At 38.2% G+C, this 23,495-nt stretch carries 23 protein-coding genes and 1 riboswitch; of the genes, 3 read left to right on the top strand and 20 right to left on the bottom strand.

What is annotated here, in order from left to right; genetic code table 11:
• Positions 1 to 696 precede the first annotated feature (696 nt).
• Entirely contained in the window at positions 697 to 1,629 is a 933-nt protein-coding gene (locus tag AC4BHP_RS12755) for a cation diffusion facilitator family transporter (RefSeq protein ID WP_490552598.1), read from the top strand.
• 161 nt (positions 1,630 to 1,790) lie between these two features.
• Positions 1,791 to 2,111 (top strand): helix-turn-helix domain-containing protein, encoded by a 321-nt coding sequence (locus AC4BHP_RS12760; RefSeq protein ID WP_139892193.1) that lies wholly within the window; start codon positions 1,791 to 1,793, stop codon positions 2,109 to 2,111.
• A gap of 132 nt (positions 2,112 to 2,243) precedes the next feature.
• On the opposite strand, the gene AC4BHP_RS12765 is transcribed toward AC4BHP_RS12760, so the two are convergent.
• Positions 2,244 to 2,369: an anti-repressor SinI family protein gene (locus AC4BHP_RS12765; RefSeq protein WP_148630634.1), complete on the bottom strand. Its 126-nt coding sequence runs from the start codon at positions 2,367 to 2,369 to the stop codon at positions 2,244 to 2,246.
• Between the two features lie 36 nt (positions 2,370 to 2,405).
• A riboswitch (cyclic di-GMP riboswitch) is annotated at positions 2,406 to 2,490 on the bottom strand.
• A 636-nt stretch (positions 2,491 to 3,126) separates the two neighbouring features.
• Positions 3,127 to 4,281, bottom strand: a complete 1,155-nt coding sequence (locus AC4BHP_RS12770) for an FtsW/RodA/SpoVE family cell cycle protein (RefSeq protein ID WP_490552601.1) — start codon at positions 4,279 to 4,281, stop codon at positions 3,127 to 3,129.
• A gap of 243 nt (positions 4,282 to 4,524) precedes the next feature.
• Here AC4BHP_RS12770 and AC4BHP_RS12775 point away from each other — a divergent pair, with 243 nt between their 5' ends.
• The gene (locus AC4BHP_RS12775; RefSeq protein ID WP_490552603.1) at positions 4,525 to 5,136 is read left to right on the top strand and encodes a PH domain-containing protein; all 612 of its coding nucleotides are present in this window, start codon (positions 4,525 to 4,527) and stop codon (positions 5,134 to 5,136) included.
• A gap of 103 nt (positions 5,137 to 5,239) precedes the next feature.
• On the opposite strand, the gene AC4BHP_RS12780 is transcribed toward AC4BHP_RS12775, so the two are convergent.
• The 18 genes from AC4BHP_RS12780 to fliS form a co-directional block, all read right to left on the bottom strand.
• On the bottom strand, positions 5,240 to 6,415 hold the full coding sequence (locus AC4BHP_RS12780) for a PDZ domain-containing protein (protein ID WP_180349980.1): 1,176 nt from the start codon (positions 6,413 to 6,415) through the stop codon (positions 5,240 to 5,242).
• Positions 6,416 to 6,687: 272 nt separating this feature from the next.
• Positions 6,688 to 8,124, bottom strand: a complete 1,437-nt coding sequence (locus AC4BHP_RS12785) for a S41 family peptidase (RefSeq protein WP_490552605.1) — start codon at positions 8,122 to 8,124, stop codon at positions 6,688 to 6,690.
• Positions 8,125 to 8,229: 105 nt separating this feature from the next.
• A complete protein-coding gene (locus AC4BHP_RS12790) occupies positions 8,230 to 8,355 on the bottom strand; it encodes a hypothetical protein (RefSeq protein WP_257469103.1) in 126 nt (41 codons plus the stop codon).
• A 4-nt stretch (positions 8,356 to 8,359) separates the two neighbouring features.
• The gene (locus tag AC4BHP_RS12795; RefSeq protein ID WP_066106093.1) at positions 8,360 to 9,466 is read right to left on the bottom strand and encodes an AimR family lysis-lysogeny pheromone receptor; all 1,107 of its coding nucleotides are present in this window, start codon (positions 9,464 to 9,466) and stop codon (positions 8,360 to 8,362) included.
• 213 nt (positions 9,467 to 9,679) lie between these two features.
• Complete coding sequence (locus AC4BHP_RS12800) at positions 9,680 to 10,930, bottom strand: murein hydrolase activator EnvC family protein (RefSeq protein ID WP_066106090.1); 1,251 nt, start codon at positions 10,928 to 10,930, stop codon at positions 9,680 to 9,682.
• Positions 10,931 to 11,029: 99 nt separating this feature from the next.
• Positions 11,030 to 11,923, bottom strand: a complete 894-nt coding sequence (ftsX, locus tag AC4BHP_RS12805) for a permease-like cell division protein FtsX (RefSeq protein ID WP_066106086.1) — start codon at positions 11,921 to 11,923, stop codon at positions 11,030 to 11,032.
• Positions 11,913 to 12,599 carry a cell division ATP-binding protein FtsE gene (ftsE, locus tag AC4BHP_RS12810; RefSeq protein ID WP_066106856.1) on the bottom strand — a complete coding sequence of 229 codons (687 nt, stop codon included), beginning with the start codon at positions 12,597 to 12,599 and terminating at the stop codon, positions 11,913 to 11,915. The genes ftsX and ftsE overlap by 11 nt, the downstream gene beginning before the upstream one ends.
• 343 nt (positions 12,600 to 12,942) lie before the next feature.
• A complete protein-coding gene (locus tag AC4BHP_RS12815; RefSeq protein ID WP_077248104.1) occupies positions 12,943 to 13,284 on the bottom strand; it encodes a c-type cytochrome in 342 nt (113 codons plus the stop codon).
• 55 nt (positions 13,285 to 13,339) lie between these two features.
• A complete protein-coding gene (locus AC4BHP_RS12820) occupies positions 13,340 to 14,209 on the bottom strand; it encodes a YitT family protein (protein ID WP_490552610.1) in 870 nt (289 codons plus the stop codon).
• 158 nt (positions 14,210 to 14,367) lie between these two features.
• Entirely contained in the window at positions 14,368 to 15,318 is a 951-nt protein-coding gene (locus tag AC4BHP_RS12825; RefSeq protein WP_066106080.1) for an ABC transporter permease, read from the bottom strand.
• Positions 15,315 to 16,244 (bottom strand): ABC transporter ATP-binding protein, encoded by a 930-nt coding sequence (locus AC4BHP_RS12830; protein ID WP_490552612.1) that lies wholly within the window; start codon positions 16,242 to 16,244, stop codon positions 15,315 to 15,317. The genes AC4BHP_RS12825 and AC4BHP_RS12830 overlap by 4 nt, the downstream gene beginning before the upstream one ends.
• A gap of 141 nt (positions 16,245 to 16,385) precedes the next feature.
• A protein-coding gene (prfB, locus tag AC4BHP_RS12835) for a peptide chain release factor 2 (RefSeq protein ID WP_139063848.1) occupies positions 16,386 to 17,487 on the bottom strand; the annotation gives its coding sequence in 2 pieces (ribosomal slippage) (positions 16,386 to 17,414 and positions 17,416 to 17,487; 1,101 coding nt in all).
• A 157-nt stretch (positions 17,488 to 17,644) separates the two neighbouring features.
• Entirely contained in the window at positions 17,645 to 20,149 is a 2,505-nt protein-coding gene (gene secA / locus AC4BHP_RS12840; RefSeq protein WP_490552615.1) for a preprotein translocase subunit SecA, read from the bottom strand.
• Between the two features lie 443 nt (positions 20,150 to 20,592).
• Positions 20,593 to 21,141, bottom strand: a complete 549-nt coding sequence (gene hpf / locus AC4BHP_RS12845; RefSeq protein ID WP_066106072.1) for a ribosome hibernation-promoting factor, HPF/YfiA family — start codon at positions 21,139 to 21,141, stop codon at positions 20,593 to 20,595.
• A gap of 179 nt (positions 21,142 to 21,320) precedes the next feature.
• Positions 21,321 to 21,674 (bottom strand): flagellar protein FliT, encoded by a 354-nt coding sequence (fliT, locus tag AC4BHP_RS12850; protein ID WP_066106070.1) that lies wholly within the window; start codon positions 21,672 to 21,674, stop codon positions 21,321 to 21,323.
• Between the two features lie 68 nt (positions 21,675 to 21,742).
• Positions 21,743 to 22,180, bottom strand: a complete 438-nt coding sequence (locus tag AC4BHP_RS12855; RefSeq protein ID WP_490552618.1) for a YaaR family protein — start codon at positions 22,178 to 22,180, stop codon at positions 21,743 to 21,745.
• A gap of 18 nt (positions 22,181 to 22,198) precedes the next feature.
• Entirely contained in the window at positions 22,199 to 23,023 is an 825-nt protein-coding gene (locus tag AC4BHP_RS12860) for a flagellin N-terminal helical domain-containing protein (protein WP_139892180.1), read from the bottom strand.
• A 20-nt stretch (positions 23,024 to 23,043) separates the two neighbouring features.
• Positions 23,044 to 23,469, bottom strand: coding sequence for a flagellar export chaperone FliS (gene fliS, locus AC4BHP_RS12865; RefSeq protein WP_139892179.1), 426 nt, complete (start codon positions 23,467 to 23,469; stop codon positions 23,044 to 23,046).
• Positions 23,470 to 23,495 lie beyond the last annotated feature (26 nt).

Genomic DNA, 23,495 nt, shown 5'->3' on the forward strand with positions numbered 1-23,495 from the left:
AGCAAAGTAAATTTCCCCCTGTGGATAAACTATGCAAAAAGGATCTTCAGGTCTATATTGGCCAGAAGATCCTTTCATTTTATATGGATATACTTTCTGATCTTCTTAAACAACTTAAGCCATCATCTCTGACTGGATGGATATACTATAGACAAGCAACCTTTTCAGCAATACCCTGAGTATCATCACTTAATCTATGGTTATTCTCGATATTTGTTTGAGTTAATATATATCTAATTATTGATTTCTTAATACTGTCAATTACACGTTCCGGCTATTTCAGAGGCAGCTTCCAAACTTTTCAGAACACATATGAAAAGAACTATAATCAACTGCATACCTTCCGAAACATTCATAACCCCTTTATTCATTTGGATGATTATAGATTCTCGGGATTAACTGAGATCCCTCTAAATCTGCCATCAAGGAAAAAAAAGCTAATGAACATTGCAATCATTATGATTTATACTTAGGTAGTATTATAAAATAATAATATTTAAATAATTTCGTTCGTCTAAAAAATACTCCAAATAAACCGAAAATAAAATTGAACCATGTGCTGAAACTAAATCAGGTATTTATTTCATGATAGATATTCAATAAAGAGGGGGCATAACATATATAATACGATTAAATAGTCAACAGAAAACAGGCTTATAAACATACCTATAAATCCTGAGATTGGAGGAGTTTACAATGAGTGGGCATCATCACCATGGGCATCATCATAGTCACGGAAGCGAAGGCCATCATCATCATAATGCAAATAAAAAAGCCCTTGCGATTAGCTTTAGTTTAATATTTGCCTTCATGATTATAGAAGTGATTGGCGGGATTTGGACCAACAGTCTTGCTCTTCTTTCCGATGCTGGTCATATGCTCAGCGACGCAGCTGCTTTGGGATTAAGCTTATTTGCCTTTAAACTTTCAGAAAAGGCTGCTGACTACTCCAAAACCTATGGCTATAAGCGCTTCGAAATATTAGCTGCATTTATAAACGGCATGACTTTAATCATTATTTCCTTTTTTATCTATTGGGAGGCAATTGAACGTTTTAGAGTGCCGCCAGAGGTTAGCTCCAATATGCTTTGGATTGCTCTAATTGGATTGATTGTCAATTTAGCGGTTGCATGGATCTTGATGAGAGGTGATACAGAGGAAAATCTGAATATGCGAGGAGCCTTCCTTCATGTATTAGGGGATTTACTTGGATCAGTCGGCGCAATCATTGCCGGAATCTTAATCATTCTGTTCGGTTGGAAGTTGGCAGATCCGATTGCCAGCATGATCGTAGCAACTCTTGTCTTAGTTAGCGGATGGCGTGTATTAAAGGACTCTTATCATATTCTAATGGAGGGTACTCCGACAGGCATCCAAATCGAGCAGGTAAGAAAAAGTCTAATGAGTATAGAGGGTGTTCTGGATGTGCATGATTTACATATCTGGACGATCACATCCGGTTTCCCTGCACTTAGCTGCCATGTTGTCGTTGAGAAAAAAGTGGACCGTGATGAAATTCTTATTCAATTACAGAATTGGTTAAAGAACAATCATCAGATTGAACATTGTACGTTTCAAATCGAAGGATACACTATAGCAGAGAGCAATCAACATGAACCATGTAACTAATACTGAATGGCCATTAACCTATTAAGATTACAATTTCGCTACGTTTTCAAGTCAAATTCTAAAAGCAATTGAATGTGAAGGTTCTAACTATTATAATAATTTTATCAGTTCATGACCACGTTTACATAATTGTAATTTTTTATCCAGAAAGGGAATTTAAAATGATCGGTGATCGTGTTAAAAGAATTAGAAAAGAGAAAAAGATGTCTATGACGGAGCTAGCGGAGAAGGCGGGAGTAGCAAAGTCCTATTTAAGTTCACTCGAAAGAAATATACAGGTGAATCCCTCCGTTCAATTTCTTGAAAAGATAGCAGCTGTACTAAATATCCCGCTAGATGCTCTCTTACACGATGAACCAGACATGACCAATCTTGATGAGGACTGGGCAGAGTTAATAAAAGAAGCAATGAATTCGGGAGTATCCAAAGATCAGTTCAGAGAGTTTATTGAATTTAATAAATGGCGTATTAAGAAAGATTGAATAGAAAGGCCTTAAAATAAATACTAGAATTCCCAAAACACTTATATAGCTGTAAGTGTTTTTTCTTGTTTAAGAAAGCAAAATAAATACCCCGAACTTCAACTGAAACCGAGGCATTTCATATATTCACCCTCATTCCTGTGCGTTTCCTTCTCTCTCTATAAAGCTCCTAATCTCTTCTTTGGTAAATCCTATTTGTCGGGCGATCAATATAAGATTTACCCACTCTTGATCCAATTCAGCTTTAACGGTACACATCAATTATATCTCCTCCCTAAAATACTCTCCTGTATTTCAGGTAGTCCAGCCATCATAGTAATTAAACCTTAGATCTGTGACTTTGCGTCCTTATTTTTCAATAAGTTTGCCCTTTACTGTCAGCTCTTCATTAGTATAATTGCTTACTAACTATTTTATTGCCACTGTTTGTAATTTTCAAACATTTTTTGGGTATATTTTCCTTCATTTTTCTACAAATATAGGTAAAAAGGATGATATATGCCGTTTCTAAACCAGACTTATGTCGAAAACAAATGAAATTTGTCCTTTTCCATCTGATATTTTTCATAATAGATTTGTTTATTTTGCGAATACTCTACGCCCCTTAACACCTGTTGTTTGGTTAAATCATTCCCACAGGAAGGACATAGCCATTCACCCATTTCACAACTGCTATAAGAAGCTCGATGGCAGATATAACAATTTTTACGATATATAATATCCTCCTTAAACGTTCGTTTTAAAGAACAACAATATCAAAAAAATAGCATATAATGATGGTGATTAAGTCCTGAATAAGGACTAATGGTCTAAATCCTTAATATCCTTTATTAAGTATAGAAACGTTCTTTTTTAAGAACATTTTACTACCTATTTATTTAATAGTCAAATAATCCCAGAACGAACCCTTATACTTTTATTCCTATAAATGAATCTCTTTTGTATCAATCTATATGGCGCATCCAGATGTCTGATTACAAAAAAATCCTCTCACAATAGAGAGGATTGACAATTATTATTTAGAAAACATATAGGTCTTTGTCTTTGCAGATATATTTAACACAATACTTAAAGCGAGAAGAGTTCCCAATACTGAGCTCCCTCCATAGCTCAGCAATGGTAAAGGGATGCCAGTAATCGGAACAAGTCCCATGACCATTCCTATATTCTCAAAGATATGGAAGGAGAGCATGGAAACGATGCCTATGCAGATATACCGTTCATACTGTCCCTTATTTAATGTGGCAATTGCAATTATTTTATAAATCATAATGAAGTAAAGAGCAATGACCATACTGGCAACGATAAATCCTCCCTCTTCTCCAATTACGGTAAAAATAAAATCCGAGTGAGCTTCCGGAACATACATAACACCATTGTTAAAGCCTCTGCCTGAATCCATTCCTGATCCAATGGCAAGTATGGAATTTTTAAGCTGATAGCCTTCACTAAAATTAAATGGATCAACCCAGGCGTGTATCCGATTTATTTGATATTCTCCTAAAAAGCTTAGTAATAGTTTTGTATGATAAAGATAGATGTAAGCCAGCGTAACCACGGCAGAAATCCCTGTTAAAATCAAGGTGAAAATGATTCTCCAATTCACTCCGGACACAAAAATCATGCCTATTAAAATAGCTGCGATTACCATAGCCGTACCTGCATCGGGCTGCAAGAGAATCAATCCAAGAGGCGGAATTGCAGCCAATCCTAATTTCAGCAATAAGATGAAATCAGATTTAAGAGATTTATTTCTCATAAATTTATCATTATGGGAGACTATGATTTTTGCCAAAAAAAGAATGAGAAATACCTTCATAAACTCTGAAGGCTGCACAGAAAAACCAGGTAGTTGAAACCAGGATTTTGCCCCCTTCGTTTCCTCCGCAATACTTTCAGGAGCGACTAGAAGGAAAGCTAATACACCGAATCCGAAAAGATATAGATAGATAGACATTCTCTTAATCTGGCTCAAATCAAAATAATAAACAACCGATGTCAGGATTAGTCCTATACAAAAATAAATGGCCTGCTTTATTGCAAATGGATTTCCATAAGGTAAATACTTCTGTGCACTATAAATATAGAAACAGCTGATGCCCATAAAAACAAAGATAATCAACAATAAGTCCAGATCAAAATAACTCTTACGAACCTTGTTTAAATTCATTAAATGACCCCTACTGTTTTTCCATATTATAACATCTGCTCGTTATGTATTACAAATATTACAAAAACCAATACTACTATTACAAAAGAATTTACGACTACACAAATGAAATTAAGGCTGAAAACTGATCAGAGTCCTTTTGAAATCATTAATGAGAAGATTATAATGAAGCATGGTAAGAGACAATTAGTACAATAGCAAGAGGATTGATTGGGCAAAAATAGAATAGATAAGAGGGCTAAAATGAACATTTATCAAACCATACTTTATAAAGTAGAAGATATGCTTATTAAATTGTTTACAAAAAAAGAAAAATACGCCGATGTTAAAGCCGGCATTGAACAAAAGAGAGCTGAAAAGGAACAAGCTCGCCTTCTAAAGCAACAGGAAAAAGAGCGGTTAAAAAGGGAACGGGAAGAACAGGAAAGAAGAGAAATAGAAGCCATCATCGCTAATTTACTGGAACATAACGGCCAAAATTACTCCCCTTATGAATATAACGAAATTAAAAGGAATAAAGTATTCTTTAGAACCCTTATTCAACGTGTTTTTGAACCTAATGAGAAGGCTTTGGCCTTCATTTACTGTGAATATGATAAAAACAGTAAGAAGGAAATTTTCGGATACTTAATTCCTACCAATAAAAGAATAATTTTTGTTAATAAGAGGTTCAGTGTAATACAAAGATTCAGGTATCAGACCGTTAGAAACGTCAACTGGTTCAAGGATGGACTATTAGAAAGAGGATTAAAAATCCAATATGGTAAGCGTAGATTGGAATTTGATGAAATATTTGATCAGGACCAGTTGATTAGAGTAGGGAATATTATTTTGAATAAGTCCAGGAATATTTGAATAGTATGATCACAAAAACTAAATAAAACAGTGGTCACAGATATAAGCCTGTGACCACTGTTTTATTTCATTCATATTATTAACACCAGTTAATTTGAAGCTTCTATCTTTTCAGTTCACTATCAACTGTCAAAATACCTAATTCGTGATGGTCTCCCTCATATAAGGCATTTTGGACAAGCCTGATTTGCTCATTCGTATCATAGACTTCCAGCTTACAATGAGCACGATTGATTTGTAAGGCTTCATAAAGTTGCTCAGAGTTGTAAACCTGTTGTCCATTCACACGGGTCAAACGCTCCCCTGCTTTTAATCCCATTCGCTCTGCCGGCGATTCCGGAAGTACACCCAGGATCATCAAGCCTTTTTTCCCTGAAGTGAAGAAAGCATTCGATTGATTTTCATTATTTTTATACACAAACTGTATGACTTCCCTGCCAAGGATTGCAACAATGGCAGCTGCTAAACTGACAATCGGATACCACTTTCCAGCTACAGCCAGAGCTAATACAATGATGCCTAGGATAGCTACATGGTTTCCAAGCCTTCCAGCCACATTGCCCATCAAATTACTTTTCACTTTAAGGGAGAACCCAATAAAAAATGGCACCAGAATAGGACTCCAATCCGTTCCTCCAAATGAAAAGACAGGCCAAAAATCTCCGCTAACATTCAACATTCCATTAGGAATAAATAATAAGACCGGCACCAGCCAAACTCTTTTTGTTGTTTGCGTTCCAATATAGAGACCGCGCTTTCCTTTTTCAACTGAAGGAGAAACTTGAATAGCTCCTCTTTTCCGAATTAATACTCCCTCTGTAATAATCAATAAACCTATTAAAACAGCTATTGAAGGATAAATCGCCTGCTCAAATAGAAAATAGCTGTTATTTAGGATGCCCTCAAACCCTGTTACATATAAAATATAGATAACAAGAAAGGCCAATCCAACTGTATAAGCCGGGGAAAGAAATCTGATTTGCATGCTTACACTAATCAGTAACATGAAGATTCCTACGATTACAATGAAATCAAATGGTACAGCTAAGCCGAGTAGCCCAGTGATGACCGATAGAATGAGTCCCCATACTAAACTAGGAACAATATATTCTTTCATTTCAATCATAGAATCCTCTACACGGACATGAAACAGTTTTCTTTCCTGTTTGACCCTCATGGAGCCAAGTATATATGTAAGTATAAATCCCACATAGAAAAGCGGGTGTAAAAACAATTCGCCTATTCCTTTTGCAATTTCAATTATCCACGTTTCCCACAAATTAATCACCAACCTCGCATACACTTACTTAATATTCTATCAAATCCCCCCCTCCTTTCCTATCAATTCTTTTCAGATAGTCACTATACTACAAAACTCACCAAGAACTTCTAAGATGTCCTCCCTGCAAAGAAACAAAAGGATCGGTAACGAATTACAATAATAATGGATGAATCAGCATACAAAAAAATGAAGGCTCATAGCCTTCACTTTTTTGATATTCACCTTTAAGAAAACAAGGCACTTTATATTCTCATACCATGACCCGAATGCTATTGCTGGGCCAACCAACTTAAACCAGTTTGCAGCTGACGGTCATTTTTTTCATCCTTAATCTTATCCACTACGGCCTGCTGGAGCTTAGCTGCGACATCCTGATCAACACTCCCTGTAACCGGCAATTTATGCATCCGCTGAAAGGCTAGGACAGCCTTCTCTGTCTTACTGCTAAAATAACCATCTGTACGCCCCGGTGCATATCCCAATCCCTCTAACATCTGCTGCAGTGTCTTCACCTGTTTATTATTCATATCCTTCCGCAGGTCTCCCGTAACAACAAGGGGCTGTAAGGTATAGTAGCTATCCTGATGAACGGACATCGTCGGAGCAATACCCTTTTTATGAATCCACGTACCATTTGGTGTCAGCCATTTATAGAAGGTTAACTTAATGGTACTACCATCCCCCATTGAAACAGGCTGCTGAACAGTCCCTTTTCCAAATGTTTTCTCGCCAATCAATGGATAACCTTCCGCTTCCTGCATGGCACCGGCAAATATCTCTGAAGCTGATGCGCTTCCCTTATTAATAAGCACAGCAATCGGGTACTCCTTCTCACTTTTTAAAGTAGAGAAAAATTTATTCTTTTTGCCATTTCGCTCTTGAATTTGAATATAAGGATGTTCATTCGTTACAAATACCTCCAGGATTTCCTGAACACTTGTTAACAGTCCTCCAGGATTTCCCCTTACATCAATCAAAAGTCCATCCACCTTATCCTCTTCCAGACCTTTTAGATCTTCCAGAAAATCCTCTGCAGTTTCTTCACTGAATGAGGTGATTTGGATATAACCAATTTTTTTATCCCTTACTTTCTTTATAGCCGTGTGGATTGTTTCAATCGGAATCTCATCACGCTCCACTAAAAACGTGATTGGCTGATCATTGCCGTTTCTTTTAATGTCTATCGTCACTTTAGTTCCAATCTTCCCACGTATCAGGGAAACAACATCATATAGTTCCAATCCCTTAACATCCTTACTATCAATACGGATAATTTCATCACCAGGTTTTATACCGGATCGTTCGGCCGGGGAATTTTTAAATGGTGACACAATGATAAACTTCCCGTCCATAAAACTTATCTCAGCTCCAATTCCCTGAAACCTGGAATCCAATGTTTGTTGAAACTGTGACGAAGTCTCTTCATCCATATATACCGAATATGGATCTTTGAGCTCCCCAAGCATCCCTTTAATAGCTCCCTCAGTCAGCTGCCCTCCATCTATACGCTCTACGTAATTAGACGTAATAATATCATATGCCTGTCGTACTTTATCAAACTCGGGCCAGGAATCAGCCTGATTCTCTTTTTGATTCTTCGATTCAAGCGTATTCTCCAATGTCACATACTTCCACCACAAGCCAGCGATTGTAACAACTAATAGAAAGATGGCTACAGAAAATAACCAGTACCATTTATTTTTCATAGATCGCTCCTTTCATAGTTCTATCAATTAAAAAAGCACTGCACGTATAAATGTGCAATGCTTAGTCCTACTATATACAGTATGAAAGGCTTGTACATAGTATGATTATTTATCTAATTTTTGACTGGCACCCGGAGCAATCGGTCCTGGATCTTTAGCAAATACTGCAGCACTTCCAAAAGCGCAAGTCAGTATACATAACGTGATGACAAACCCAGCTATTCGCTTCATAAACCTATTCACCTCCCAATCTTGCTTTGTATCTATGTACATTCTCGGAGTTCAATAGTTGAAGATAAAAAAAGTTTGAGTTTGATGTAAAAACATCTCTGGCAACTTGCATTAATTTTTCATTATCAGTTGCGATGCTATAAAAAAACAGCTGATACGAAGTTAAATACCCATTCTCTTTTTTCAGATTATCTAATATATGCAAAGCCTCTTCTGTTCGTCCTGTTACAAGATAGCGATGGGCTTTTTCTGCTTCATCCTTTGGTATTGAGTCAGTATCGACTCCCCAAAAAGAGTTCAAAAACTCTATAGTATTTATTAAAAAACTCATCCTTTTGGATTGTATATCGGCTGGCAGGGAACTTAAAGTAGCCATTGATTTATTTAGCCAGTATTTTGCCACCTGATAATTTTCAAACATAAAGGATTGACCCAATGTGTGATAGAAAACGGAATAGATAACAGGAAAATATACTTCCAATTCGCGTCTTTCAATCACTTTCATGCATTTTTCTCTGCAGAGATCAATTTTATTCATATACAGGTAGGTGAGAACTTCCATCTCAGCCAAACGGATTGAATATGATTCACGCAGGAAATCATTATCCATTAATTCAACCATTGGTACGATAACACGCCTGACCTTATGAAAAGGTTCATATAGGCCTGTTTCGCTGATTCCATATAGATGAATAATTAATGAAAGAATAAGCGTTTCATTACTCGTATTCTTCACCTTAAAAATGGCATCAATTAAATCCGTACCAGTTAAAAGACCATCTCTTCGCTTACTTAGGATGGAATAGATTGAGAGCCATGTCCTCATCTCCGGACTGTCGAATTCTCTCTCAGTTTGAAGGAGGGATTCTACTTCTTTCGTATCCCCCTGCATCGTAAAGTATTCCATTAAAATGTGAGGTTTTATAGCATCTCTGCAATTGATATAATATTCCTTCAGAAAATATTTCTGTTTTTCATAGTTATTAGGAAATAAATCATTCAGTGAAAATATAATACTATGTAAATCGATTTGTGTAGGATCATAGAGTTCTTTTTGTTTACTGATAAAATCAGTAAACTGTTGATCGTCCTTGATCAGATAATCCTTCAAAATAACACCCTCCATGCCACACCTCACTATTTGTAAAATTTTATACCATAATACAAATTTTAGCAGGCGTTGTCTAAATAGTACACTTTATTTATCCACCAAAATAGTAGGTAAACCGACATATTTCGGGTTTCTTTGCTAGCATATTCACATTTACCCCATGAATAAAAAAACGCAGTTCAATATAGAACTGCGTTACGTGCATCTTTCAACTTACATACCACTTAAATATTTCAATGGATCTACAGCATTCTTTTTAGAAGCAGTCCATTCACCTACGTATAATTCAAAATGTAAATGCTGTCCAAATGAGCGACCCGTATTTCCCATGATTCCGATTTGTTGGCCCTTACTTACTGTTTGACCCTCAGAAACATTTCTTGATCTCAAATGGGCATAGACTGTTGTATAAACTTGTCCATCTATATAGTGCGACAGGTAGATAACATTCCCATAGGAACTTGAAAAATTTGACCTTGTTACGACACCGGCTGCCGAAGCTACGACTGGAACTGTACCTGACTTGGCAATATCAATCCCATTATGGTTTCTTCCCCATCTTCCGCCAAATCCTGAGGATACATATCCTGCTGCAGGGCGCATAAATTTACCGGACGTAATGGCCGGCGCAGATACTGTATTACCATTTCCCCCGCCTGTGCTTGCAGAAACCTTTTTAGCTTCTTCTGCCTGACGGTCCTTTTCTTGTTGAATGGCTTTTTTCACAGCTTCTGCTTGACTCGCCAATAATTGCTTTTCCTCCTCCAGGCTTAGTTTTTCTTCTTCAAGTTCGGCCTGTTCGGATTTTAGAATAGCCATTAATTTATTTTTTTCGACCTTCTGGCCATCAAGCTTTTCATTTATAGTTACCAGCTCTTGTTTCATTGCATTTAATTTATTGAGCTTATCTTCAACTTCTTCTTTTTTTGCAACCAAGTCAGCTTTATCATTTTCTTGTTCCGTTAAGATATCCTTATCCGCTTGCATAATAGTGGATACAGCACCTACACGTTCAACAAATTCACCAAAACTGCTGGCTCCAAAAACAACCTCTAAATAATTCACTCCTCCACCATTTTGCTGGTAGGAGCGAGCCCGTTCTTTTAAAATCTCATTGCGAGTTTCAATTCTGGCCTCAATTTCTTTAATGCTCTCTTTTAAACTTGTAACTTTCTCTTGTGTTGAAGTAATTTGGCTATTTTTCTCTTTAATTTTCTCTTGTGTTTCAGTTATTGATTTTTGTAATTTATTAAGTTCTGCTTTTACTTCAGCTTTTTGAGATTCAATCTGATTGATTTTACCGTTTGCTTCTGAGATATCTGTTTCAACAGCTGATTTCTTTTCTTGGATGTTATTCTTCTTTTGTTGTAAAGAATCAATGGATGCTGCTTGAACACTGCCTCCAAAGAGGCCAGCAAAACCCAGCACTAGCGCTGTGTTTAATGCAACAATGGTCTTCTTCACGTGACTTTCCCCTTTCATACTAGGTAACACAATCTGTCTATTCTATGTAGGCCCCTTTGTTACAAGGGGCACAATTGATAATGTTTGAAATTTAGATGGTTATATTTTCAAAAACTTACGAACCGACATTAAACTTCCCCAAATACCAATCAAAGCTCCAAACAGGACAATCAATAGGGAGACCTGAATGATAAATGGATTGTATGGAAGTAGGCTCATGTAATCAATGGTTAAACCTAATGCAAAATTATCGTAAAGGAACTTATACCCTACAGCAATAATCGCTATTGGAATAATAGATCCCATGATGCCGAGCCATAATCCTTCAAGGAAAAACGGCCAACGGATAAATCCATTTGTGGCACCTACTAATCTCATAATTTCAATTTCACGTCTTCTTGCGAAGATGGTAATTTTAATCGTATTGGATATCAAGAACATCGCCGTAAATAACAAGGCTGCGATTAAAACAATCCCTACATTCCGTGATGTATCGACTATTTTAAACATTTTTTCAACGAAGCCTTGTCCGTATTTGACAGTTTCAACATAATCCATTTTTCCTGCTTCTTCCGCAACCTTTGCGACATCGTCAGGGCGATATGTTTTGATGATATATACATCGTTCAGAGGATTGTCCTGCTCAAAGAGTTCAAAGGCACTTCCCTGATCACCCATGTTTTCAATCAGGTTGTTTAATTCATCTTCTTTCGGGGAAAAAGTAATAGAATCTACTTCCCCTAATTTTTCTAGATTACTCTCAAGTTGAATCCTTTGTTCTTCAGTAGCAGTGCGATCCACATGGACACGTACTTCAACATCACTCTCAATGCTGCTGGCAAAGTTATTTAAGTTCATCATAATAACAACAAATACACCAACTAAAGATAGTGTAACTGTTACGGCGCTGACAGAAGCAAATGTCATCCAGCCGTTTCTGCCAATATTTTTGAAGCTTTCTTTTATATGTCGGAGGAAGGTTCTAAAGTTCATAGCCATATTCCCCCTTCTGTTCATCACGCACGATGTATCCATTCTCTATCGCAATAACTCTATGTTGTAGTGTATTAACAATCTCTTTATTATGCGTTGCCATCACAACTGTTGTACCGAGACTATTGATTTCTTCGAAAATCTTCATGATTTCCCATGATGTTTCTGGATCCAGGTTACCAGTCGGCTCATCTGCAATTACCAGCTTAGGCGAGCGAACGATGGATCGGGCAATCGCTACCCTTTGTTGTTCTCCACCGGACAATTCAGTTGGAATCATACGAACCTTATGCTTTAAACCAACTAAATCAAGCACGTCCATAACCTTTTGCTTAATGACCTGTGGTCTTTCCTCTGTTACTTCCAGAGCAAAGGCTACATTTTCATAGACTGTAAGATTATTCAACAGTTTATAATCCTGGAAAATTACCCCGATATCTCTTCTTAAAAGAGGCACCTTCGAGTTTTTGATATTGGCAATATTCCTGCCATTGATCATGATCGTACCACTTGTCGGTTTTTCTTCGCGGTACATCATCTTAATAAATGTAGACTTCCCTGCGCCACTTGGCCCAACAACGTAAACAAATTCTCCTGATTTGATTTTTACATTTAGGCCCTTGACTGCTGAAACGCCATTAGGATATGTCTTTTGAACATTAATCATTTCTATCATGTCGTTTTCACCTTTTTCTACCTTCATGTTGTGTATAGTACCTCTATGCTTTATCGACAGGTGTCGTTATTTCTTGTTTTATGATGGAAAAATCCATCTTTTGTCACGATTTTATTATAACATCATAAAATGTCAGAAAAACCACGTTTATATTACATTTATATTTCAACTCTATTACCTTTTTTGTCAGATACCGTAAATATAGTATTAACTATGCCTGTGGTTCATTGTACTCAAGTTGCAATCTTAAAGAAGAGGTCATTTAACCTATTCAATTAATTAAAGGACAAACAGAAACCGGTAAGATAATCTCCTCCGGTTTGGTAAATTCTATTAAAATACTTCACTGCTTATTGCTAAGCCATTCAGCCACTTTTTTAGCATCATCCTCTGCAATCAAATCGCCTGGCATGGCAGGTGCCCCATCATTAATGATTGCTTCAATTTCTTGCACGGATAATTTTTCACCTACAGAAACCAACCCAGGACCAATTCGGCCTTCAAGTGTGTCTCCATGGCAATTTGAACATTTTTGTTCATAAATCTTTGCCGCTTCACTTCCATCATTAGCAATCGAAATGGGAGTGGATGAGGCTGTTTCATTTTTCTCAGTACCCGAATGAGTTGCACAACCAACAAGGGCAATGATAACAACTGCTATGCCAAAATGCAAATAGTTCTTCAAGGAAGTCCCCTCCCAATATTAGGAAAACATTTGTATGCCCTTATTTTAGCTGTATCTAGGCTTTTTTAAAACCCTCTCCAAGTACCTCGGCAGCATCCATCACGACGACAAATGCCTGGTCATCAATACGTTGAACCACTTGTTTCAGTTTTGTGAAATCAGTTTGATCGATTACACACATTAATACCGGACGTTCACTCTCTGTATATCCGCCATGGGCAGATATTCTTGTAACCCCGCGATCCACTTCTTCCAAAATAGCTCGTCTTACTTCTGTTTCATGATTGGTAATGATCATAACCGTTTTAGAGCGATTAATGCCGACTTGGACTAAATCAATAGTTTTGCTCGTTACATATAGCCCAATCAATGCATATAGACCTTGCTCAATATCAAATACGAGACAAGCAGCCAGTACGATTAAACCATCAATGGCGGCAACACAGGTTCCTAAAGAAAGCCCGGTGTATTTATTAACAATTTGCGCTGCTAAATCGGTACCGCCAGTTGAAGCTTTTCCAAGGAATACTATCCCAAGTCCCAATCCAACACCAATCCCACCAAATAAAGCTCCCAATAAGGGATCCTGAGTCCATGGAGACCAGTTACTCGTCAGGAAAACAACGAATGGGAAAAAGATCGTTCCTACAGCTGTTTTAATTCCAAAATGCGGACCAAGCAGAATAACCCCAGCTATAAATAGCGGAATATTAAAGGCCCATTGTACAAAGGCCGGCTCCCATCCGAATACATTATACGTAATCGTACTGATTCCGCTGACCCCACCGGATGCAACTTTTGTCGGTAATAAAAACATATTAAAGGAGATGGCCACAATGGCAGAGCCGATCAGAACATATAAATAATCCTTAATTAGATTGAAGTAAGGATGCGATTCCTTCTGTGCGTTTCTTTTTTTCTTCACAATTGCAAAAGCCTCCGTCTAAACATTTAATAAAGTATATTCATTCTATACGATAATTCACTATGAAACAATGAAAGGCAATAAAAGATGAAAAAGTCAGACAATAATCGCGCCAAATGGCAAAGAAAAAGGCACCCCGTAAAGGGCACCTATTATAATTAAATCGAAATATCTTTCTTATTAAAAACAATAAAGGTTATCGCGATAAACAGTACATAGTAAGCAGCCAACACACCGAGTGAGAGACCAACCGTCGCACCCTCAAACATAGGCGCACTTTCCATAATATATCTTCTCAAATCTATGTGAGGGAACAAAACAAATTTTAACCATTCATATCGTTCAACAAGGGAGGTGATTAACATATTTAAGGTTGAAGAAGCAAACAAGATGAAAACAGATATACCGACTGCGATTGCCTGGCTTTTAAACAAAGTGCTCAACATAAAAGCCATCGTTATAATGATGAGGAAGCCTGGAACCCAAAATAGCATAAGCTCAAAAAAGTATGGGCCTGCTTCTAATGTTATGACTTCCTCAAAACTTGTAGGGTCGATCATCTTATCTGTGAATGATGCTGAACCAAAGAAAATTAACCCGACAAGGTATCCTGCAACACTTAATACAACCACCATTGTAGCTGCATATAATAAAGTTGTTATATATTTCGAGAGAAGAACTTTCCAGCGCCGATGCGGACGAATTAATAATTGCTTAATTGTTCCATCAGAGAACTCCGCGGACACTGAGGCACTGCAGATAATAACAGCAAATAAGGTCACAAAAGATGCGATTGATGTAACCCAATTGACCATAAAGGTCCAACTTGTTTCTTGGTTAGGATTGATACCCGTATCCAATAATTTCTGACTTCGGGCAATATCTTCTTGAATCCACTCTTTTTCTTCCTCAGATGTCTTCGGATCATCCAGAACAGCTTGCTGGGACTGTATGTTATTCTCTTCCTTCGCTTTCCAATCATCTGCATTATTCATGGTCTTTACTAGAATAGCGCTCCCTACTAGAGCAACTAGCAAAAAGCCGATAAATATATAAGCAGACACTTTAGAGAAAATTTTCATCCATTCATTTTTAATCAATGAAATCATACTCGCACCTCCTCTTGCTCTGTAATCTCGAAGAATCGATCTTCAAGCGTTTTCTTCACAACATTAATTTCATAAACATCTACTTCTGCTTCATTTAACTGTCGATTTACTTTGGCAATATCTTCGCGTGTTGCCTGGAGGGTAATCATCTTTTCATCCTGCCTTACAATATTCAGGTTTGAAAATTGCTTTTTAATTACATTGGCTGCTGCCAATACATTATTGATGGAGAAAACCACTTCTCTTAAATCTTCCTCTTTTTCTTCTATAATATTGTTTTCTATATGTATGAGCTTTCCTTTCTCAATAACGGCAAAACGATCACACATTAATTGCATCTCGGATAATAAATGAGAGGAAATTAGCACACCTATTCCCTCATTGGCTAATTGATGTAAATAATCACGGAATTCTCGTATTCCTTGTGGGTCCAATCCGTTTGTTGGTTCATCGAGGATTAATAACTGAGGACGATGCAGCACAGCCTGCGCAACCCCAAGACGCTGTCGCATTCCCAGCGAATAGGTCTTTACCTTCTTGTCCATCGCATGGTCAAGCTTTACCAAGCGAGCAACTTCATCAATCCGCTCTTTTTTAATCTTTTCTTTGGCCATTCGGGCATAATGGATCATATTCTTCCGGCCGGTCATATATTTGTAAAACTCCGGGTTCTCTACAATTGCCCCTAAATCATGCATTGCCCCTTCAAAATCCCTATCCAGATCATGGCCATTAATAAAAACCTGGCCGTTCGTACGATTGATCAGACTGGCAATCATTCTGATAATCGTTGTCTTACCAGCACCATTCGGACCAAGCAGTCCAAAAATTTCACCCTTTTTAACACTGAAACTAACATCATTGACAATAACAGTGCTGCCAATCTTTTTCGTTAATGACTTTACTTCAAGAGCCGTATCATTCATGCCATCACTTCCTTTCAAAAATTACACCTATTAATAATACCGTATAAAACGGATAAAAGTTACAGAAATTACAAAATAATTAAAAAATTAATAAAAAAGACCAGCTAAATTTTAGCTGATCCTTTAAAAGTTCTATATGAATTAGGATAATTTTGAACGTAAATAAGCATCAATGAACATATCTAAATCTCCATCCATGACAGCCTGAATATTCCCAGTTTCGGCATTTGTACGATGGTCCTTAACCATGGAATATGGATGAAATACATAGGAACGGATTTGACTTCCCCAGCCAATTTCCTTTTGTTCTCCGCGAATTTCTGCCAATTCAGCTTCCTGTTGCTCGATTTCCAACTGGTAAAGTTTGGATTTCAGCATTTTCATAGCTGTTTCACGGTTCTTGATTTGGGAGCGCTCCGTTTGGCAGCTGACCACTGTATTGGTTGGTAAGTGAGTGATCCGAACAGCGGAATCTGTTGTATTGATATGCTGACCACCGGCACCGCTCGCACGATACGTATCAATTTTCAAATCCTCTGTACGAATTTCGATATTAATCTCATCATTGAATTCAGGCATTACCTCACAGGAAACGAAAGAGGTATGACGACGTCCTGAGGAGTCAAACGGCGAGATACGTACTAGGCGGTGTACGCCTTTTTCTGCCTTCAAATAGCCATACGCATTGTGGCCTCGAATGCCTAGCGTTACGCTTTTAACTCCAGCTTCATCACCAGGAAGATAATCAAGTGTTTCTACCTTGAAGCCTTTCTTTTCAGCCCATCTTGTATACATACGCAGCAGTAAGGATGCCCAATCCTGAGATTCCGTTCCGCCTGCACCTGGATGAAGCTCTAAAATGGCATTATTCTTGTCATATTCTTCACTCAATAACAGCTGAAGCTCAAACGCATTCAACCTCTCGGATAGTTCCATAAGCTCGCTCTCCAGTTCTTCCTGGAGATCTACATCTGGCTCTTCCTTAATTAATTCAAAGGTCAAATCCAAATTCTCGTATGACTCATTTAATGCATTAAATTCGCCCACTTGATCCTTCAAGCCATTTGCCTCGTTAATAATTCCCTGCGCTTTCGCTTGGTCATTCCAAAATGATGGTTCGGACATGATCTCGTCCAATTCCATAATACGGGCTTCTTTTTCTTCTAAGTCAAAGAGACCCCCTAAAGTCCGCCAAACGTGTGGCTGTTTTTTCTAACTCGTTACGAATTTCTGCTATTTCCATTTACGTTCACCTCATCTATTTTTACAAAGCTTGTTACTCACAATTTAAATCTCCTTTTCAGGAAAAAGAGAGCCGGCCTATCCTTTAGCCGTCCCTCTTTATTTAACATATCTTATTATACGCGTCAACGTCATCTAAAGATACTGACATGTCTTATTTATCTTCCATGGCAATTCTTATATTTCTTACCGCTACCGCATGGACATGGAGCATTTCGTCCAACGGATTCTTCATTACGTTTCGGTTTCTTCTTGACTGTCTCTCCTTCATCACCCTTCGGATTAACAGCCTGTCCTTTCACAACCTCTTCACGCTCTAGATTATTGCGGATCTCAGCTTTCATGATGTATTTAGCCACATCATCCTCAATCGCAGAAACCATGGCTTCGAACATCGCAAAGCCTTCTTGCTGATATTCATTGAGCGGATTGATTTGAGCATAGGCACGTAAATGAATACCTTGTCTCAATTGTTCCATTGTATCAATGTGATCCATCCACTTGCTATCAACCGCACGCAATACAATTACCTTTTCAAACTCACGCATTTGCTCAGAAGAAAGCTCTTCTTCCTTCTCATTGTATTTTTCAATGATTTTGCCATAAATTAATTCAATCAATTCTTCCCCATCAAGCTCTTTTAATTCCTCAGCATTAAAAGTACCTTCAGGCAGAAGGTTGGCATAGACATAATCAAGCAATCCTTCAATATTCCACTCTTCGCTTTCCACATCAGGCGCAAAGGCATAGACATTGCGCTGCAGAGAGGAACGAATCATAGTCTCTACGATTTCACGCAGATTCTCACTTGATAGTACATCAAAACGCTGCTTATAAATAATCTCACGTTGTTGACGAAGTACATCATCATATTCAAGCAATTGTTTACGGGCATCATAGTTATTACCTTCAACTCGTTTTTGCGCAGATTCAACGGCTTTAGATACCATTTTACTTTGAATCGGTTGGTCATCCTCCATACCGAGACGGGACATCATGCTCTTAATATTGTCAGATCCAAAACGGCGCATCAATTCATCCTCTAATGAAAGATAGAATTGTGTAACCCCAGGGTCTCCCTGACGACCGGAACGTCCACGCAGCTGATTATCAATACGGCGGCTTTCATGGCGCTCCGTACCAATAACGGCAAGACCGCCGACTTCCTTCACACCTTCACCAAGCTTGATATCTGTACCACGGCCCGCCATATTCGTAGCAATTGTTACGGCACCTGGCTGACCGGCATCAAGGATGATATTTCCTTCGCGTTCATGCTGCTTCGCATTCAGGACACTATGCGGAATTCCTTTTTTCTTCAATAATTCAGATACATATTCACTCGTTTCAATCGCTACTGTACCAACCAATACTGGCTGACCCTTCACATGGCGTTCAGCGATATCCTCAACGACCGCTTTGAATTTCCCTTCCATAGAGGCAAAAATCAAATCTGCACGGTCATCACGCACGATGTCGCGGTTCGTTGGAATCGCAATAACATTCATATTATAAATATTACGGAATTCCTCTTCCTCTGTTTTCGCTGTACCAGTCATACCGGCAAGCTTTTCATACATACGGAAGTAGTTTTGGAACGTAATCGTCGCAAGCGTCATGCTTTCATTCTGGATATCGAGGTTTTCTTTCGCTTCGATCGCCTGATGCAAGCCATCACTATAACGGCGTCCTTTCATTAGACGGCCGGTAAATTGGTCAACGATGACAATCTCGCCATCCTGAACCACATAATCCACATCCAAATGCATGGAAACATGCGCTTTTAACGCCTGGTTAATATGATGGTTCAAGGCAACATGGCTAATATCGAATAAATTATCAATGCCAAATGCTTTTTCAGCACGGCTCATTCCTTCTTCAGTTAGCTGAACACCTTTTGTCTTTTCGTCGTATGTGTAATCTCTTTCTTTTGATAAAGTACGGACAAAGGCATTCGCCTGTATATAAAGCTGAGTTGATTTTTGAGCGGAACCAGAGATAATCAATGGCGTACGTGCTTCATCAATCAGGATGGAGTCAACCTCATCTATTACAGCATAATGAAGCGGACGCTGTACCATCTGTTCCTTATACAGCACCATATTGTCACGTAAATAATCAAACCCAAACTCGTTATTTGTACCATAGGTAATATCGGCATTATACGCTTCCTGTTTCTCTTCACGGCTCATTCCAGTAAGATTCAAGCCGACTGAAAGCCCAAGGAAGTTAAATAATTGCCCCATTTCAGTGGCGTCACGGCTTGCTAAGTATTCATTGACTGTAATGACATGAACACCTTTACCAGTAATCGCATTTAAGTAAACAGGCATAGTGGAGGTCAATGTTTTACCTTCCCCTGTTTTCATCTCAGAAATATTACCTTCATGAAGGGCGATACCCCCCATTAATTGAACTTGGAAAGGATACATGCCAAGGACACGGCGTGATGCTTCTCTGACTACTGCAAATGCCTCAGGCAGTATATCATCGAGTTTCTCTCCACCCGCGTAACGTTCTTGAAATTCTGTTGTTTTAGCAGACAGTTCTTCATCAGACAAAGCTTCCATGGCAGATGCCAAAGCTTCTATTTTATTTGCAGCCTTATTCAGGCGTTTAAGCTCAGATTTATTAGGGTCAAACAATTTATTCAAAATCCCCATTAAGCAGTCTCTCCTCTTATCTGTACAGGGTTCATTAGCCCTAGAATGATATAGATTAATAATCGTTCATATTTTTAAATTTCACATTAATAGTAACACTTACAAATGGACAAAACAACAGAAGGAGTGTGTACACACATGATATTTTTGGGTTATTTTACCTCAAAATATACTTAAGTTCATAACTGAGCTTTGAAATTTTGATAGAGAAATTGCATCAAGGGCTTAAATATTGAAGAGAGGTTTCCTCATAAATGGTTAGGCTGATTTCTAATTATAATAGAATTGATACACAAACATAGTAGACTAGGTGCCTCCATAGATGAGGTTTCAATAAGTTCAAGTTTTGATTGAACGAGATGGATTTATGCCCATTTTCTGATCACGATCATTCAATGAAAAAGCAGCCCCCTTACAGGAGCTGCCCATTATCAAGTATAAAATTAGCTTTGTGCTTCAATTAAGCCGTATTTGCCATCTTTACGTTTGTAAACGATGTGAGTGCCGTCAGTTTCTGCATCAGTATAGATGAAGAAATTGTGTCCTAGCATGTCCATTTGAAGAATTGCTTCTTCGCTGTCCATTGGTTTAAGATCAAAGCGTTTCACACGCACAACTTCTAATTTATCATCCTCTTCTTGCTCAACACCGACTTCTCCAGCTGGAAAAGTGAATAACTCTTTACCGCTTTCACGAGAACGACGGTTAACTTTTGTTTTATATTTACGAATTTGTCTTTCCAATTTATCGTTAATTAAATCGATACCTGCATACATATCTGTATTTGTTTCCTCTGCACGTAGCACTAGGTTAGGTAGCGGAATAGTGATTTCAACTTTTGTTGTTTTATCATTGTACACCTTCAGATTGACATGTACGTTTGCATCAGGTGTTTCTGTAAAGTATCTTTCCAATTTTCCGATTTTTTTCTCTACATATTCTCTGATTGCTGGAGTTACCTCAATGTTTTCACCACGAATGTTATAATTCATAAGTGAGTCCTCCTTTTCTACTCTATAACTATAATATTCTCTAATCCCTTTTAAAAATCCTGCCTATATCGACAATTTGTTTAAGTTTAAATATTCAGGATTTTCAAGGAATTCATATATAGTATACCCTATTCAACAACAAAAAAGCACTACTTCTCATGATAATTCATTTAAGGTAATCATTTCCTCTTATCGTAATAAACTCCATCTGTCAAAATCGCCTCATAGGGGTTGGCATATTTTTGATTATGCTGCTTTTGCTCCCGTACCATTTTAAGGTTCCGAGCCACTTCCATTCTCCGTTTGGCCATTGCTTTCGCCAGTTCTTCATTCAGCTTCACACATAACTCGCCAAGCTTTTTTTCCTCGTCAGTAAAAGGAGGCTGTATGTCTTTTTGCAGACTTTCCCGAATACGAATGATTTCATCCAGCCTAGAAATAGCGATCTCGCGGTCTTTTTCCCAGCTCAAATCACTTAATACCTCTATCGCTTCCCTTGTTACCTGAAAATATTCCCGCAGTGCACTCATCATAAACCGAGCTCCTCTGTCTCTCATTTAAAAAAGCCCTGACTTCTGTAAAAGCCAAGGCCAAACCCCCATTACGTATAAATATTAATGAGCATTCCTTGGATTTCGCCAATCATGCCTAATAAATGTATACGTTTATCTTCCTTATCAAGGACTGCATTTGTGAGGTCAACCAGCTTTTTATCCACTTCTTTTACAAGCTTATACACCTTTGCTGATCCACGATGATTAAAACCGCGATGCTCCTCTAATTGCAGCCCATTTTTTACGGCATCATCTAAAAAGTCTTTCACAAGCTTCTTATATTTTCGTAAATAATCAACCGACTGAGTTTCACCGAGCCTCTTGCCCTGCTCCTCAATCTCCTGCATTTTCCGTGTCAATCGATCAAGAGTCAAATCATTGCGCCTGGTTCCCATAACCTCTTTAAAGGCAATCGAATCCTTGGCTACCTCTTCCTTAGAACTGACCTTTTGCAAACCAGTCCTGCCTACTCGTTGTACCTCCATGAGATCACCTCAACTTTGTTACTTCAATAATTGTAGCACACCCTGTGGAAGTTGGTTGGCTTGTGCCAACATGGCCTGTGCTGCCTGATTTAAAATGGTATTCTTTGTGAACTCAGTCATCTCAAGAGCCATGTCTACATCGCGAATCCGTGATTCTGCAGAGGTTACGTTTTCACTCATTGTTTGTAAATTCGTAATCGTATGCTCCAGACGATTCTGCATCGCACCTAAGTTGGAACGCTCAGCAGAAACGGCCGCGATCGCTGCATCAATTTTTGAAAGAGCAGCATTCGCAGCCTCTGCTGTTTTCACATTTAATGGTGCAGCTGCGGTTCCTAATCCGAGTTCTTCAGCATTCATTTTATTTATCGTTAACTCAATCGTTTGGCCTGCATTAGCGCCTATTTGAAAACTAAATTCAGATTGGCTTCCATCTAATAGCTTCGCACTATTAAACTCAGTCGTTTCACTAACACGATCAATTTCTGCTGTAAGCTGATTATACTCTTCCTGGATGGCTTCACGATCTTCATTCGTATACGTCCCATTCGCGCTTTGAACCGTTAACTCTCTCATACGCTGCAGCATTTCATGGACAGATGACAAGGAGCCTTCTGCTGTTTGAATGAGAGAAACTCCATCAAGGGCATTTCGTTCCGCCATATTTAGACCGCGAATTTGTGAACGCATTTTCTCTGAAATAGCTAGTCCCGCTGCATCATCCGAAGCTTTATTAATACGAAGCCCAGATGATAGCTTTTCTAAGCTTTTATTTGTATTGGTTGTATTAGTTGATAGATTACGATAGGCATTCAAGGCAGATATATTATGATTAATTTTCATGGAAATGCTCCCTCATTCTATTAGAATTTTTTCCTCATCACGTTATTTTCATAGGCCGATACCATCTTAATTAACGAATCAGCCTTTGCATTATTTTTCAGTTGCATGGCATCATTCCAGGCAGTGGATAGGGTCTCAACGATTTTGATCAGAAATGAAATGCTATCCGTATTCTTAGTTAGATTTACCCGGATCAGCTCATCAGCCAGGAAATTATAGAGGGTGTCCAAATTCTCCGTAATTGGGCCTGCTTCATACCGAAGTCCCACACCAAGTCGATGAACGATATCACTGGCCCTTTGCAGGCTTTTATTAGCCTGGAATAAATTAGGCTCGTCTATTTGATCAATTGCTTCATATAAATTGGTTAATAGTCCTTCATACAGCAATGCCGTTAATTCCTGAGATGATTTTTGCACAATAAGTTCCTCTGTTAAAAATTCCATTCACAAAAACCTCCATGTCCTCTTAT

The organism is Pradoshia sp. Z4_20 (genome assembly GCF_058216035.1).

Excerpts from the sequence above, each read along its gene's own strand:
- fliS (WP_139892179.1), bottom strand. The coding sequence starts at position 23,469 with ATGGAATTTTTAACAGAGGAACTTATTGTGCAAAAATCATCTCAGGAA.
- AC4BHP_RS12775 (WP_490552603.1), top strand. The coding sequence starts at position 4,525 with ATGAACATTTATCAAACCATACTTTATAAAGTAGAAGATATGCTTATT.
- AC4BHP_RS12830 (WP_490552612.1), bottom strand. The coding sequence starts at position 16,244 with ATGAATGATACGGCTCTTGAAGTAAAGTCATTAACGAAAAAGATTGGC.
- ftsE (WP_066106856.1), bottom strand. The coding sequence starts at position 12,599 with ATGATAGAAATGATTAATGTTCAAAAGACATATCCTAATGGCGTTTCA.
- hpf (WP_066106072.1), bottom strand. The coding sequence starts at position 21,141 with ATGAATTATAACATTCGTGGTGAAAACATTGAGGTAACTCCAGCAATC.
- AC4BHP_RS12770 (WP_490552601.1), bottom strand. The coding sequence starts at position 4,281 with ATGAATTTAAACAAGGTTCGTAAGAGTTATTTTGATCTGGACTTATTG.
- AC4BHP_RS12860 (WP_139892180.1), bottom strand. The coding sequence starts at position 23,023 with ATGAAAATTAATCATAATATATCTGCCTTGAATGCCTATCGTAATCTA.
- fliT (WP_066106070.1), bottom strand. The coding sequence starts at position 21,674 with ATGATGAGTGCACTGCGGGAATATTTTCAGGTAACAAGGGAAGCGATA.
- ftsX (WP_066106086.1), bottom strand. The coding sequence starts at position 11,923 with ATGAACTTTAGAACCTTCCTCCGACATATAAAAGAAAGCTTCAAAAAT.
- AC4BHP_RS12785 (WP_490552605.1), bottom strand. The coding sequence starts at position 8,124 with ATGAAAAATAAATGGTACTGGTTATTTTCTGTAGCCATCTTTCTATTA.
- AC4BHP_RS12755 (WP_490552598.1), top strand. The coding sequence starts at position 697 with ATGAGTGGGCATCATCACCATGGGCATCATCATAGTCACGGAAGCGAA.
- AC4BHP_RS12765 (WP_148630634.1), bottom strand. The coding sequence starts at position 2,369 with ATGTGTACCGTTAAAGCTGAATTGGATCAAGAGTGGGTAAATCTTATA.
- AC4BHP_RS12855 (WP_490552618.1), bottom strand. The coding sequence starts at position 22,180 with ATGGAGGTACAACGAGTAGGCAGGACTGGTTTGCAAAAGGTCAGTTCT.
- AC4BHP_RS12825 (WP_066106080.1), bottom strand. The coding sequence starts at position 15,318 with ATGATTTCATTGATTAAAAATGAATGGATGAAAATTTTCTCTAAAGTG.
- secA (WP_490552615.1), bottom strand. The coding sequence starts at position 20,149 with ATGGGGATTTTGAATAAATTGTTTGACCCTAATAAATCTGAGCTTAAA.
- AC4BHP_RS12760 (WP_139892193.1), top strand. The coding sequence starts at position 1,791 with ATGATCGGTGATCGTGTTAAAAGAATTAGAAAAGAGAAAAAGATGTCT.
- AC4BHP_RS12790 (WP_257469103.1), bottom strand. The coding sequence starts at position 8,355 with ATGAAGCGAATAGCTGGGTTTGTCATCACGTTATGTATACTGACTTGC.